A 13,712-nucleotide genomic window follows, 5' to 3' on the forward strand; every position below is an offset into this window, starting at 1 on the left:
AACAGGTCCGTGAAACAGCTCCGCGCCGATGATAGTGCGGATACCCGTGTGAAAGTAGGTCATCGCCAGGCTCTTATTCCGCAGAACCCCCAGCCCAAAAGGCTGGGGGTTTTTGCTTTGGCGCGGCGAAAATGCAATGGCTCGCCGCCGCCGCTCCGGCGTAATACCATTACCGCTGAATCCCCCATTACCCATCCATGTCGGCTGACAGCGCCTGGTATCTCTATCTGCTCGAATGCACCGGTGATTCCATCTACACCGGAATCACGACCGATGTTGCCCGCCGCTTCGCCGAGCATCTGTCCGGAAAAGGCGCCAAATACACGCGATCGCGCAAGCCCATACGCGTCCTGGGCCAATTGCGCTTCGAGACGAAATCCGAAGCGTTGAAGGCGGAAATCGAGATCAAGCGCTTGAGTTCGACGCAGAAGCGCGCATTTTGCGCACAACTGCCAGCAGCCGAGCCGGATCAGTAGCCGGCAGGGCGACCAAACAAAAGGCCGGTATCGCCTTCGCGATACCGGCCTTTTCCATGCCTGCAGAATCAGACCACAGTCAGCGTCACGTCGATATTGCCGCGCGTTGCGTTCGAGTACGGGCACACCTGATGCGCCTGTTCGACCAGCTTTTCGGCAGCCTCGCGCTCGAAGCCCGGCAGCGAGATCTTCAGTTCGACCTGGATGCCGAAGCCTTGCGGGATCGGGCCGATGCCGACCGCGCCCTCGATGGTGGCATCTGCGGGCACGGTGATCTTCTGCTGGCCGGCCACGTAGCGCATGGCGCCCAGGAAGCAGGCCGAATAGCCGGCTGCAAAGAGCTGTTCCGGATTCAGGCCGTTGCCGGCGCCACCCATTTCCTTGGGCACGGCCAGTTTGGCGTCGAGCTGGCCATCGGACGTGGTGGCACGGCCGTCACGGCCGCCGGTGGCGGTGGCATGGGCGGTATAAACGACTTTTTCGAGTTTCATCTAAGGCTCCGGTTTGTTGCCCGAGAGGGCGTATCAATGCTTGCCGTCAGTCCGGCAGGCTGGAATCGGTCCGCGCTTGTTCAAGCGACGACCGCAGTGCATGCAGGCGCTGCGTCAGGGCCTGGATCTCTTCGACCGGGCACTGCGTGGCGCACAACATCTGTTCAGGAATATGCTCAGCACGCTGGCGCAACGCGCGGCCGGAGTCGGTCAGGCTGACCAGCACCCGCCGTTCGTCGGCTGCGTCACGTCTGCGCGTGACCAGCCGCGCCGCCTCCAGCCGCTTCAACAGCGGCGTCAGCGTCCCCGAGTCCAGCGCCAGCCGGGCGCCGAGTTCCGAGACCGTCAGCGTTTCCGTCTCCCACAACACCAGCATCACCAGATATTGCGGATAAGTAAGTCCAAGCTCACTTAAGAGCGGCTTGTACAACTTGGTCATGGCCAGTGAGCTCGAATACAGCGCAAAGCACAGTTGGCGATCCAGCAGCAGCCAGTCTGGGGAGGGGTCGTTGTCGCGTTCCATGGCGATATATTAGACACAATTAAATTGTGTGCAAGGTAAATTTACACTTTTCCGAAATGTGCTCGATACGCCGGTGCATGGCCAGTGCTGATTCTTAAGTCTGTTTTAAGTCTGGGTCGCTAGCATGACCGTGTCGCGTCGCAAAGTGCCGACGCCTGATGCACAAGGAAAGGAACCACACATGATGCGCCAGACCATTGCTCGCACGGCCGTTGGTATCGCGGCCCTTGCCGCCCTTGGTGGCGGCTATGCCTATCTGCAGAAGGAAGTCATCACGCCGGGGTACGCGGCACCTGCGCCAGCCGTCGCGCCGGTGCAGCCGGCGGCCGCCGTGGCCACGCCGACGGATTTCTCCGGCATCGTGGCACAGTACGGGCCTGCCGTAGTCAATATCAGCGTCACCGCGCGCGCCCAGCGCACCGCGGCGCAGATGCCGCCGGGCATCGATCCGGACGATCCGCTGTTCCAGTTCTTCAAGCGTTTCGGGCCGCAGTTCCAGGGTCCGCAGGGTGGCCAGCAGCAACTGGTGCGCGGACTGGGCTCGGGCTTTATCGTGAGCCCGGACGGGCTGATCCTGACCAATGCGCACGTCGTCGACGGCGCTCAGGAGGTCACCGTCAAGCTGACCGACCGCCGCGAGTTCAAGGCCAAGGTGCTCGGCAGCGATCCGCAGACCGACGTGGCCGTAATCCGCATCGACGCCAGGAACCTGCCGACCGTGCGCCTGGGCGATCCTTCGCGGGTGCGCGTGGGCGAGCCGGTGCTGGCGATCGGTTCTCCCTACGGCTTCGAGAACACCGTGACCGCGGGCATCGTCAGCGCCAAGTCGCGCTCGCTGCCGGACGATACCTATGTGCCGTTCATCCAGACCGATGTTGCCGTCAATCCCGGCAACTCGGGCGGGCCGCTGTTCAACCAGCGCGGCGAGGTGGTCGGCATCAACGCGCAGATCTACAGCCAGACCGGCGGCTACCAGGGCCTCTCGTTCGCGATCCCGATCGACGTGGCCACCAAGGTGCAGCAGCAACTGGTGGCGCATGGCAAGGTCACGCGCGGGCGCCTCGGCATCAGCGTGCAGGAGGTGAACCAGGCGCTGGCGCAATCGTTCGGGCTGCCCAAGCCCACCGGTGCGCTGGTCAACTCGGTCGAGCCCGACAGCCCGGCCGCGCGCGCTGGCCTGAAGCCCGGCGACGTCATCGTGCAGCTGGACAATGACGTGATCGACCATTCGGGCGACTTGCCCGAGCACGTGGCCGATATCAAGCCGGGCACGCAGACCTCGCTGAAGATCATCCGCAAGGGCCAGCCGATGACGCTGTCGGTGACGGTGGGCACGGCCAAGGACCGGGCCGTCGCACAGAAGGGCGGCGGCAGCGAGGCCGGTGGCCGGCTGGGGCTGGCGGTGCGCCCGCTCACGCCGGCGGAGAAGCGTGACAGCGGCATCGACGGCGGCCTGGTGGTCGAGGACGTGGCCGGTCCCGCCGCGCGCGTCGGCATCCAGCCGGGCGACGTGATCCTGTCGCTCAACGGCACGCCCATCAGCTCGGCCGAGCAGCTCAGGTCGCTGGTATCGAAATCGGGCAAGCAGGTGGCACTGCTGGTGCAGCGCGACGATGCGCGCATCTTCATTCCGCTCGACCTGGGCTGATTGCCGCGGGCACGCCAGACTGCCCGCAAGCCGTTAACTGGCAAGGCTTTGCTGCCCGCGCGGGCCGTATACCCCGACGTATACCGAGACGTATACGAAGAGGGTATACGGCCCGCTAAGCCTTGCCGGAGGCGGGATTCAGCGCAACGAACTGCTTACAGAAAGCGCGCCAGCAGGTATTATCTCGACTGCGATGCACGAAGCATGCGGCGGCAGCCCCCGCCGACCCTGGTTCTGCTGAATCGACAAAGAGGAAGTCTATGCAGTTGGATTTCACCCGCGCCATCACGCCGGGTACCGATAGAGCGCGGCGACTGACGTCCACGACGTCCACCGCCGGCTCCGCGCCGAAGCCCCGGCGGCGCAAGAAGGTTGTCGCCCCCCACTGGGAGCGCGGCTACCGCTCACACTTCTACCGCAACGAACGCGGCGACAAGCTTGGCGAAGTGCGCCTGTCCGAGCGCGGCGACATCCCCGTGGTCTACCACTGGGCCGCCGGCAATTACTCTGGCGCAGAAGGCTCGCTGGCCCACGCCCGTGCGCGCGTGGAAGAGACCATCGGTTTCGGCATGCGCCAGCTGTCGCTGTTCTGAGCAGGTACTTCGCCGGTGCCGCGTCCGCCGGCACTGCGACCCGTCCGCGCCATCGCCTCGTGCGCGGTGCCTTCGCTTCTCCCCGAATTCCGCGTCTGTCCCGCAGTAGTTCCAGTCGTCGCACGGCTTGCGCATAGCCGCTCGCGCGGGCTTCACGCCAGCCGCCGCTGCAGCAGCATGTACGCCGCCGCACCCAGCGCCAGCGCCGCAATCAGCCGATAGATATCCTCGCAGGCAATCAGCCTGGCTTGCTGCTCGATCAGCCCTTTCAGTTGTGTGAGCGCGCCCAGGTGGGCCTGCGCCGCATCGAAGCCGCGCGCGGCCAATGCCGCCTGCATGGCAGCCATCCAGTGCTCGGTCTCGGCGGGGCGCTGGCCCACCGCGTGCAGCAGGCTGTCGTGCACCGCGAACTGGCGGTTCTGCAGCAGCACCGCACCCAGCGCCGAGGCAAAGGAGCTGGCGACCTGCCGCATCAGGTTCTTGCTGCGGTAGCCATGGGCGAATTCATCGGGACTCAGCGCCCGGAACGTCAGCCCGGCAATGGGGATGATCACCAGCACGCCGAACAGCCCCTTGCCGACCAGCCCCCATGCCAGCGCGGGCGGGCCGGCGTCGGGCGGCATCTGCGAGAACCACCATGCCGTGGCGGCCATCAGCACCAGGCCGGCGACCATCAGCGGCTTCTTGCGCGTCAGGCGCGGCGCCACCTGCAGGTAGACGAAGATGCCGGCCAGGCTGACCAGCGCGGCAAAGGTGTTGAGCCAGCCGGTGGTGGCCAGCGGGATCTTCAGCGCCTGCTCGGCGTAGATCGGGAACAGATAGCCGCTCAGGTTGCTGATCATGTAGTAGACGAAGTACATCGCCAGGCCGGTCAGGTACACCGGCTGGCGCAGTGCGCGCAGGTGCAGCACCGGATCGCTGTGGTGCCACTGGTGCCACAGGAACATGGCCAGCAGCGCCAGGCCCGCGGCAGCCACCAGCGCGAGCCGCAGCGGGTGCGAGAACACGTCGAAGCGCGCCTCGGCCAGCGCCGCCTGCAAGGTCACGATGGCGGCGCCGAACAGCAGCAGCGGCCCGAGCGCGGGGCCGCTGGTATCGGCGCGCGGCTCCGCATCCGGCAGCAGCAGCCAGGCACCCAGCGTGGCCAGCGCGGCGAACGGCAGCACGCCGTAGAACACGTCCTGCCATACGCCATGGTCGATCAGCTCGGCGGCGAAGGCCGGACCCAGCGCCGACGCCGAGAAGATGCCGATCATGAAAATGCTGGTGGCGCGCGGGCGCGCCGTCGGCCCGAACAGCACGTTGACCAGGATGCGGCAGCTGGTGAACAGCGCGCCGCCGCCCACGCCCTGGATAAAGCGCGCCACCACCATCTGCGGCAGCGCGTGGCTGGTCGCGGCCACGACTGTGCCCGCCATGAACAGCAGCAGCGCCCCGGTCAGGTAGTAGCGGTAGCCGAACCGGCGCGACAGCCATTGCTGCTTCAGGATCATCAGCATGCTGCCCACCGCGTAGGCCGCCTGCACCAGCGCGAAGCTGCGCGGGTCGGCGTCGAGGCCGCCGACGATATGGCTGGAGGCAAACACGAACATGATGTTCTCGAGGAACTCCACGCCGGTGGCCAGCGCCAGCAGCATCATCAGCAGGGTCTGGCGCTGCCGGTGGCTCAGCCAGCGCAGCCACCGCATGCTGACGCGCAATCGCCACAGCGGCTGCCAGGGTGAGCCGGGATTCATGGCTGGAGCCCCTCCAGGGTCTGGTGCAATTGGGTCAGTGCACGCGTGGCGCCGGCCAGGCCGCCCGCGCCGAGCGGCGCCCAGGCCTCGCCGTAGGCGGCATGCACCGCCGGCGCGGCGCGCTCCAGCAGCCGGCGGCCGGCCGCGGTCAGGGTCAGCTCCAGGCTGCGCCGGTCGCTGGCCGACGCCCGCCGGCGCAGCAGCCCGCGCGCTTCCAGGCCGTCCAGCAGCCGCGTCATCTGCGTGCGCGTGGCGTCAAGCGTGGTGCCCAGCTCGGACGGCATGCTGGGCTGGTTTTCGTCGACGGCAAGCATGCTCAGGAGCAGGTACTGGCTCATGTCCAGTTCAAACGGGGCCAGCGCCCGGTCGATATGGCCGCGCAGCAGGCGCGCGGTGCGCAGCAGCAGCCTGGAGGCCAGGATCAGGTCGCGCGGGGCCTCGGGATGGCTGGCGCAGAAGCGGTCGATGCGTTGTTCGAAAGACATGGCGGGAGGCGTTGCGATCCACGCGAGCGGCGGACCGGTTACATTCGATATAGTTACAGATGTAATTATATCAAACGAAGCTAATTCCGTCAGGGCGTGCCTGCCGTTCTGACTGGCGGGGAGCCTAATGCCGCAACGCCGCGGCGATCTGGCGAATGCCTGCCCGCATCGCTGCCAGCGCCTGCGCATGGCGCGCGGCCGGCAGGTTGCCGTAGCGCAAGCCGACATAGGCGGCGCTGACGGCAGCGATCGCGTCGGCCGCGCGCGGCAGCCGTGCGCTGGCGCGCGCGGCGAAGTCTTGCGGTCCTTCGGCCTGGGCGCGCTCGCAGCCGTGGCGGGCCAGCAGGGCGCAGAAGCGGGCATAGGCCGCATCGACCGGGTCTGCCGGCCCGCGGCGGCGCCACAGCGGCACCAGTGCCAGCAGGCACAGTGCGCCCAGCACGCCGGCCAGCAACTGCCCGGCGCCCACGCCGGTGCCGAGTGCCAGCAGCAGCCGCTGCTGCTGCGCATGGTCGTACTGCAGCACCCAGCGCTGCCAGGTGTAGACGACGCCTTCATAGGCCCAGCGCAGGTCCTTCAGCCATGCCGGTTGCTGCGACGGCCGCCAGTCGGCGGCTTCGCTGCCCACCACCGCGTCCAGTCCCTGCTCGATGCGGCTCGGCGCGACGGCGCCGGTCGGGTCCACGCGCACCCAGCCGCGGCCGTCCAGCCAGACCTCGGCCCAGGCATGCGCATCGGACTGGCGCACCACGTAGTGGTTGCCGATGGGGTTGTACTCGCCACCCTGATACCCCGTGACCACGCGCGCGGGCACGCCGGCAGCGCGCATCAGGAAGACGAAGCTGCTGGCGTAGTGCTCGCAGAAGCCGCGCCGGGTGTCGAACACAAAGCTGTCGACCTGTTCGCTGCCCAGCGGCGGCGGGCTCAGCGTATAGGCGAAGGGCGCCGCCGCGAACAGCCGCAGCGCGGCCTGCACGCGCGCGGCGGGATCGGCATAGCGGTCGGCCCATTGGGCGGCCAGCGCGCGGGCGCGCGGATTGCCGTCGGGCAGGCTCAGGGCCAGCCGGCGCGTGGCGGCTGTCAGCGCTTCGGGCGCGGGGGACAGCGTGGAATGCGTGCGGTAGCGGATGCGCTGGTCCACCGGCCGGCGCACCATGAATTCGCCGTCGGGGGTGGCGGCGGCGTCCACGCCGGCGGACAGCGCCTGGCCGCGGTCCAGCGCGAACAGCCAGCGCTGCTGGCTGGGCTCGAGCGTGATGCTGATGTCGATGCCTTCCGTGTTGCCGGCGGCGGGCGCGGGCGCCAGCTGGTGCCGGCGCTGTCGCGACGGGTGCCACGTGGTGCCGTCGTATTCCCACAGCACCAGCGCACGCCAGTACAGCGCTGCGGCGGGCAGTGGCGGGCCGGCGACCTCGGCACGCAGGGCGACTTCCGGCGAACGGATCAGCTGCCCGACGCTGCCCGGCCGCATGGTGTCGCTGATGCCGGTGGTGCCGCGCGGCGCCGATTGCGGCAGTTGCCACAGCGGGTGCTCCAGCCGCGGGAACAGCACGAACAGCGCCAGCGCCCACGGCAGGCCCAGCAGCGCCATGCGTCCCAGCAGCGGCCAGATCGCCAGCCGGCTGCGCGCCTCGGGGTGGTGCAGCAGCAGCCAGTTGCGCAGCACCCAGGCGCCGATTGCCAGGCTGTACAGCGCCAGCCAGAACGGCTGGTCGGACAGGTACAGCGTCAGCAGCAGGTAGAACGACAGCTGCGTGACCAGCGTCGCGTCCGACAGCGCGCGGCATTCCAGCAGCTTGAGGATGACAAAGGCGCCCAGCAGCGCCACCGCGAGCTCGCGCCCCATGCCGCCGCCGTCCTGCCACACCAGCGCGCTGGCCACCAGCAGCACCATCACCGCGGTGATGCCGAGCATCCAGCGCGAAGGCAGCGGCGCCCGCCGCCGCCACAGCAGCCAGCGCCAGCCCAGCAGCAGCACCAGCAGCAGGCTGACCGCCACCGGCAGCGTGCGCGCCTGCGGCGCCAGCACCAGCGCCAGCTGGCCCAGCAGCAGTCCATGGTCGTCATGCTGCAGCGGTCGCGCGACGGGTTTCACACCCGGTCTCCGGCACGGCAGGCCGCGGGCCGTTGCGGCCATAACGCCAGCGCTTCCAGGCAGGCGCGCCGGTGGCTGGCGCCGCGCGCCGGCGGCAGTTCAACGCCGGGCAGGCGCAGGCCGATCTCGGCATCGTCACCGGCGGCCAGCAGCCACGCACACAGGCGCGACAGCCGCGCTTCCGCTTCCATGCTGGCCGGGAGTGCGTGCCAGTCCAGCCAGCGGGCCGGCTGCTGCGGCGGATCGCCGGCACGGCTGAGCCAGCGGCCGGTGCGCGCGCTGTGCTTCCAGGCGATGCGGTGCAGCGGGTCGCCGCTGCGGTAGCGGCGCAGCTGGTCGATGCCGTCGTCGCTGCTTGCCGCGCTGGCGGTGGTGTGCACGGCGTCGCCAACGTCGGGCCGGTATGCGGCAGGCGGTGGCGGGGCATCGGGCTCCGGGGCGGGATAGACCAGCGTCGACATGTCCAGGTCTGCATAGCTCCAGACCCGGAACAGCCCGAACGGAAAGCGGCTGGCGATTGCCACGCGCGGCAGCACCAGCCGGCCCCGGCGCGCCGTTGGCACGTACAGGGCGAGCATGCCGCTGGCATTGTCATCGAGCGTCAGCATGGCGGTTGCCACGTTCGGCAGCGTCGGCACGTGCGCCTCGATGCCGATGCGCGCGTCGGCATCGCGGTTGTCGATGCGCAGCTGGAACACGGCATCCTGCCCGGCATGGGCCGGCGCCGCCGGGCCCGCGGCCACGGCGAGGTCGAGCAGGTTGCGGTAGGCCAGCCACATGCAGGCCATGCCGATGCCGGCCAGCAGGAAGGTCAGCGCAAAGCCCAGGCTGATGTTGTAGTTCAGCGAAGTCAGCAGCATCGCCGCCAGCACGACCGCAAAGCCGAGGCCGCCGCGGGTGGGCAGGATATAGAGGTGGCGGCGATCCAGCAGCAGCGTGCCGCCGGTTCCGCCGGTCGGGCGCCGGCCCGCCGTGCGGCGCTGAGCCATGGCCGGCGCGCCGCGGAGCACGCTCTTGCGCGCCGTCATGGCCTTCAGGGAATGGCCACGCCGGCCTGCAGCGCGGCCAGCTCGCCGGCAACGGCCGCATGGCCGCCCGCGCCGGCGGGCAGCAGCCGGTGCGCGGCCACCGCGGTGAAGACCGCCTGCACATCTTCCGGCAGCACCATGTTGCGCTGCGCCAGCAGGGCCCAGGCGCGCGCGCAGGCCAGCAGCGCCAGCCCCGCGCGCGGCGACAGCCCCGCGGCAAAGCCGCCGTGGCTGCGCGTGGCCTGCACCAGCGCCAGCACGTAGTCCACCAGCGCCGGGCTGGCGTACACCTGTGCGGCAGCCTCCTGCAGCGCCAGCACCTGGCTGCCATCCATCACCGGAGGCAGCTCCGGCGCGCTGGCGCCGCCCAGGTACAGCACGCGCTCGAAAGCGGGGTCGGGGTAGCCGAGCGACAGCCGCATGGTGAAGCGGTCCAGCTGCGATTCGGGCAAGGCATGCGTGCCGATCTGCTCCAGCGGATTCTGCGTGGCGATCACGAAAAACGGCGACGGCAGCGCGTGCGTGGTGCCGTCATGGGTCACCTGCCCCTCGGCCATGGCCTCGAGCAGTGCGCTCTGGGTCTTGGGCGGCGCGCGGTTGATCTCGTCGGCCAGCACCACCTGCGCGAACACCGGGCCGCGATGGAAGCGGAACTCGCCAGCGTCGCGGACAAAGACTGAAACCCCGATCAGGTCGGCCGGCAGCAGGTCGCTGGTGAACTGCACGCGCTGGTATTGCAGCCCGAGCGTGCGCGCCAGCGCATGGGCCAGGGTGGTCTTGCCTACGCCGGGCACGTCTTCCAGCAGCAGGTGGCCGCGTGCCAGCATGCAGGCCAGCGCCAGCCGCACCTGCTGCGGCTTGCCAAGAACGATGCGGCCCAGCTGGGCCTGGGCCTCGGACAGCGAAGCGACGATGCGTGGGCGAGCTGTCACGTTGGACCTCGGCGCAAAAGGTGGAAAAAGCGGGTGGATGCGGGGAATATCGGGTGAAGACCAGCGCATTGTAGCGGCGCGGGCGGCACGCGGCACCGTCTGTTTCCGTACGGAGACAGACGATGCCCCGGCGCTGTCTGCATGGTTATGGTGCAGCGCCTGCGCCAGATCGCGCAGGTTCTGGCATCATGAGCCTGTCGGGCCACCGCGGCCCTTCCCATTCCTCTTTCCGCTGCCTGTGCCGCGCCTGCTGCAATGACCTCGCTGGACCCCTGCGCCGACCTGCCTTCCTCCGTCCTGTCTGCCGATGCCGGCGCGCTGCCGCGCCTGGTGCAGGCCTTCCACGCCAACGGTTTCGTGATCCTGCGCGGCTTTGCCGATGAGCCGGCGTGCGCGGCGCTGGAGGCGGTGACGCGTGAGCACCTGGCGGCGGCGGTGCCACCGGTGGAGTTCGAGGCCGACCTGGGCTATCCCGGCGCGCCGGCCGCGCGCGATGCCGCCGGCGGCGGCACGGTCAGGCGGTTGCGCCAGGCCTACGGACGCGACGAGGTCTTCCGCCGCTGGGCCAGCGACCCGCAGCTGGTGGCGGTGGTGCAGGCGCTGCTGGGCGAGCCCGCCCGCATCACGCTGGCGCACCACAACTGCGTGATGACCAAGCATCCGCACTACGGCAGCCAGACCGGCTGGCACCGCGACACGCGCTACTGGTCGTTTGCCCGGCCGGAACTGGTGACGGTGTGGCTGGCGCTGGGCGACGAGGACGAGCGCAACGGCGTGCTGCGCGTCATCCCGGGTTCGCACCAGGCGAAGCTGGAGCCGGGCCAGCTGGACCCGGCCGAATTCCTGATCGAGGCCCACCCGGCCAGCCAGCCCCTGCTGGATGCCGCGCAGCCGCTGGCGCTGCACCGCGGCGACGTGCTGTTCTTCGACAGCCGGCTGTTCCATGCGGCCGGACGCAATGCGTCCAACGCGGTCAAGCTGTCCGTGGCGTTTGCGTATTTCGGGGCCAGCAACCGGCCGCTGGACGGCACGCGCTCGGCCGAGTTCGGCAGCGTGGAGCTGCCCGCGGCAGTCTGATCCCGGCGGCTGCGCTCAGGTGCGCAGCCCGACCAGCCCGGAAATCTTCTCCGAAGCTTCCAGCAGCGGCGGCAGGAAACGCTCCAGCATCTCCTGCGCGCTGGTGCGGTTGGCCTGGCCGCTGATATTGATGGCGGCGATGGTGTGGCCGGCGCGGTTGCGGATCGGCGCGGCCAGCGACACCAGTCCTTCTTCCAGTTCCTGGTCGTTGAGTGCCCAGCCGCGCTTGCGGATGTCGGCGACAATGGCCTTGAGCGCATCCACGTCGGTGACGGTGCGGCCGGTGCGCGCGCGCAGTTCGGTGGCGCGCAGCACGCTGTCGAGCTCGGGCTCGGCCAGGTCGGCCAGCAGCACCCGCCCCATCGACGAGCAATAGGCCGGCAGGCGGCTGCCGATCGACAGGTTGATCGTCATGATCTTGCGCGCCGGCACGCGCAGCACGTAGACGATCTCGGTGCCATCCAGCACCGAGATCGAGCAGCTTTCATGCACCTGCTGCGACAGCGTCTCCATGATCGGCTCGGCCAGGTTCCAGAACGGCATCGAGGTCAGGTAGGCGAAGCCCAGGTCCAGGATCTTTGGCGTCAGCCGGAACAGGCGGCCGTCGGCCCGCACGTAGCCCAACCCCACCAGCGTCAGGAGGATGCGGCGCGCGCCGGCGCGCGTCAGGCCGCTGGCCTGGGCGATCTCGGTCAGCGTCTGGGCCGGGTGCTGCGCGTTGAAGGCCCGGATGACCGACAGCCCGCGTGCAAAGGACTGCACATAGCTGTCGCTCGGCTTTTCGGGCGTGGCGGCGGCGCTGTCGGCGGTCTGCGGTGCTTGCGGCGGGTTCTGGCGGGAATCGGTGGGGCTGGCCATTTACGTAGCCCGGCGCGGTTCGCCGGATTGGCACGGAAAGGCCGAAAGGGTAGAGGAAATGCCGGGATTGCGCCAGTACCGGCCCCGGGCGTGGCCTGGCGCCTGGTGCGTGGGTTCCTTACCGGAAGCTGCGCTGCGCCAGCACAAACACCGCCGCCACTACGCACAACACGGCAAAGCCGTGCAGCATGTCCATGCCGGCCAGCAGCGTGGCCTGCCGGTCGACTTCCAGCGAGATTTTGGCCAGACTCGTTGCCGAGAGCGCATCCGGCGCCTGCAGCACCGGGTTGTAGCGCGTGATGTGCTCCACCAGGTGGGTGCGGTGCTGCGCCAGGCCGTCCTGCATGAACACGCTGGCCAGGCCGGTGCCCATTGCCGAGGCGATCTGCTTGCACACGTTCTTGAACTGGTAGGCGTGCGAGAAATCCTCGACCGGCACTTCCAGGTAGGTCATCGATGCCACCTGCACCATCAGCAGCACCGGCGTCAGCCCTTCAAGCAGCACCACCGGCACCAGCGCGTAGTCCGGCGCGCCCGGCATCAGCTGGTGCGACAGCAGCATCGCCGCGCAGGCGTAGACGACAAAGCCGATGGCGATCACGCGCCGCTTGCGGAACACCAGCGCCATGCCCAGCGTGATGACGACGGCGCCGATGGTCGACACCGTGCCGCTGGTCGACAGCAGCATGCAGGTGGTGCGGAAGGTCAGCCCCAGGCCGGTCTGCGTGAGCGAGGGCAGCAGGAACGACCAGGCCGACGAGAGCAGGTAGTACAGCGTGTAGAAGCCCAGCCCATACAGGTACTGACGCCCGGCCAGGCGCGAGAAGTCGATCCACGGGTCCGGATGGCGATACAGCCGCCAGCCGCTGAAGGCGAACAGTGCCAGCCCGCACAGCGCGGCCAGCGGCATTTCCAGCGAACTGAAGAAGCGCGTATAGCGCATCTCCTGCAGCGTGTGCAGGAACACCAGCGCGCCCAGCGCGGCGGCGATGGCGGCGGGCCAGTCCAGTGTCGATACCGGCGGATGCGGGTCGCGCGGCGCGCGGGTCGGGTAGGTCAGCGCCACCGACAGCAGCACCGGCAGGGCAATGCCGGCCTGGAACAGGAACACCGCGCGCCAGCCGATATCGTCCAGGAAGATGCTGGTCAGCCAGGGTGTGATGGCCAGCATCGAGAACGCGCCGCCGCCGAAGCGCAGCATCAGCGGGCCGCGCTCGGCGGGCGTCGACACCAGCTGCACCAGGATGCGCGAGGCCGCGAACAGGCCGCCGGCACCCAGCCCCTGCACCGCCTTGCCGGTGATCAGCCCGGTGGGGCTGGCAAACTCGGCGCAGATCAGCGAGCCCAGGATAAATACCAGCAGCGACCCGATGGTGAAGCGCTTGTAGGTGGTGCGGCGCGCGACCTGGTCCAGCACCATGTTCATCAGTACCGCGGTGGCCGCGTAGGCCGAGATCGCGTACAGATAATCTTCCGGCGCGGCACCGACGCCGCCCTGGATATGCTGGCTGGCCACGCCCATCATCAGCGTGGAAGAGAAGTCGATGCCGGTCACCAGCCCGAGCGTCAGGCCGAACAATGAAAGACGCCAGTGACCCATTTCCGGGTGACTGGCGAGTTGCATGCGCGGGCGCTGGGGTGTGGGGGCGGCGGGGGCTAGGGCTGCTGGAACTGCGGGGGCTGAGGCGTCCGGTCCAGCTGGGACAGGCGTTTGTTGCATCGCTCAAGCATAATGTAGGCCTGCCGTCGGGAACTACAGCTTGTCAGGGA

The 13,712-nt window shown here is 68.9% G+C and carries 14 protein-coding genes; 4 read left to right on the top strand and 10 right to left on the bottom strand.

Features of this window, described 5'->3' with window-relative positions; translation table 11 throughout:
* Positions 1–195, bottom strand: a 195-nt coding sequence (locus AC07UK_RS28325; protein ID WP_494687008.1) for a hypothetical protein, incomplete at its 3' end; no start/stop codon positions are given.
* A 2-nt stretch (positions 196–197) separates the two neighbouring features.
* Here AC07UK_RS28325 and AC07UK_RS28330 point away from each other — a divergent pair.
* Positions 198–476: a GIY-YIG nuclease family protein gene (locus AC07UK_RS28330; RefSeq protein ID WP_436224423.1), complete on the top strand. Its 279-nt coding sequence runs from the start codon at positions 198–200 to the stop codon at positions 474–476.
* 68 nt (positions 477–544) lie between these two features.
* Here AC07UK_RS28330 and AC07UK_RS28335 read toward each other — a convergent pair whose 3' ends face one another.
* A complete protein-coding gene (locus AC07UK_RS28335) occupies positions 545–967 on the bottom strand; it encodes an organic hydroperoxide resistance protein (RefSeq protein WP_010809789.1) in 423 nt (140 codons plus the stop codon).
* A 46-nt stretch (positions 968–1,013) separates the two neighbouring features.
* Positions 1,014–1,490, bottom strand: a complete 477-nt coding sequence (locus AC07UK_RS28340) for a MarR family winged helix-turn-helix transcriptional regulator (RefSeq protein WP_436224422.1) — start codon at positions 1,488–1,490, stop codon at positions 1,014–1,016.
* A gap of 181 nt (positions 1,491–1,671) precedes the next feature.
* Here AC07UK_RS28340 and AC07UK_RS28345 point away from each other — a divergent pair, with 181 nt between their 5' ends.
* Together AC07UK_RS28345 and AC07UK_RS28350 are read left to right on the top strand one after the other, a co-directional pair.
* On the top strand, positions 1,672–3,138 hold the full coding sequence (locus AC07UK_RS28345) for a DegQ family serine endoprotease (protein WP_436224421.1): 1,467 nt from the start codon (positions 1,672–1,674) through the stop codon (positions 3,136–3,138).
* Positions 3,139–3,398: 260 nt separating this feature from the next.
* The gene (locus AC07UK_RS28350) at positions 3,399–3,731 is read left to right on the top strand and encodes a hypothetical protein (RefSeq protein ID WP_010809792.1); all 333 of its coding nucleotides are present in this window, start codon (positions 3,399–3,401) and stop codon (positions 3,729–3,731) included.
* Positions 3,732–3,883: 152 nt separating this feature from the next.
* Here AC07UK_RS28350 and AC07UK_RS28355 read toward each other — a convergent pair whose 3' ends face one another.
* From AC07UK_RS28355 to AC07UK_RS28375, 5 genes are all read right to left on the bottom strand, one after another.
* Positions 3,884–5,467, bottom strand: coding sequence for an MFS transporter (locus AC07UK_RS28355; RefSeq protein ID WP_436224420.1), 1,584 nt, complete (start codon positions 5,465–5,467; stop codon positions 3,884–3,886).
* Entirely contained in the window at positions 5,464–5,952 is a 489-nt protein-coding gene (locus AC07UK_RS28360) for a MarR family winged helix-turn-helix transcriptional regulator (protein ID WP_436224419.1), read from the bottom strand. Before AC07UK_RS28360 ends, AC07UK_RS28355 begins: the two co-directional genes overlap by 4 nt.
* A gap of 124 nt (positions 5,953–6,076) precedes the next feature.
* Entirely contained in the window at positions 6,077–8,047 is a 1,971-nt protein-coding gene (locus AC07UK_RS28365; RefSeq protein WP_436224418.1) for a transglutaminase TgpA family protein, read from the bottom strand.
* Positions 8,044–9,075: a DUF58 domain-containing protein gene (locus AC07UK_RS28370; RefSeq protein WP_436224417.1), complete on the bottom strand. Its 1,032-nt coding sequence runs from the start codon at positions 9,073–9,075 to the stop codon at positions 8,044–8,046. The genes AC07UK_RS28365 and AC07UK_RS28370 overlap by 4 nt, the downstream gene beginning before the upstream one ends.
* 5 nt (positions 9,076–9,080) lie before the next feature.
* Complete coding sequence (locus AC07UK_RS28375) at positions 9,081–10,007, bottom strand: AAA family ATPase (RefSeq protein ID WP_436224416.1); 927 nt, start codon at positions 10,005–10,007, stop codon at positions 9,081–9,083.
* Between the two features lie 255 nt (positions 10,008–10,262).
* On the opposite strand from AC07UK_RS28375, the gene AC07UK_RS28380 reads away from it, so the two are divergent.
* A complete protein-coding gene (locus tag AC07UK_RS28380; RefSeq protein ID WP_436224415.1) occupies positions 10,263–11,084 on the top strand; it encodes a phytanoyl-CoA dioxygenase family protein in 822 nt (273 codons plus the stop codon).
* Between the two features lie 15 nt (positions 11,085–11,099).
* Here AC07UK_RS28380 and AC07UK_RS28385 read toward each other — a convergent pair whose 3' ends face one another.
* Together AC07UK_RS28385 and AC07UK_RS28390 are read right to left on the bottom strand one after the other, a co-directional pair.
* Entirely contained in the window at positions 11,100–11,942 is an 843-nt protein-coding gene (locus tag AC07UK_RS28385) for an IclR family transcriptional regulator (RefSeq protein WP_436224414.1), read from the bottom strand.
* A 118-nt stretch (positions 11,943–12,060) separates the two neighbouring features.
* Entirely contained in the window at positions 12,061–13,662 is a 1,602-nt protein-coding gene (locus tag AC07UK_RS28390) for an MFS transporter (protein ID WP_436224413.1), read from the bottom strand.
* Between the last annotated feature and the right edge of the window lie 50 nt (positions 13,663–13,712).

It is taken from the genome of Cupriavidus sp. GW821-FHT07C08, from assembly GCF_059419025.1.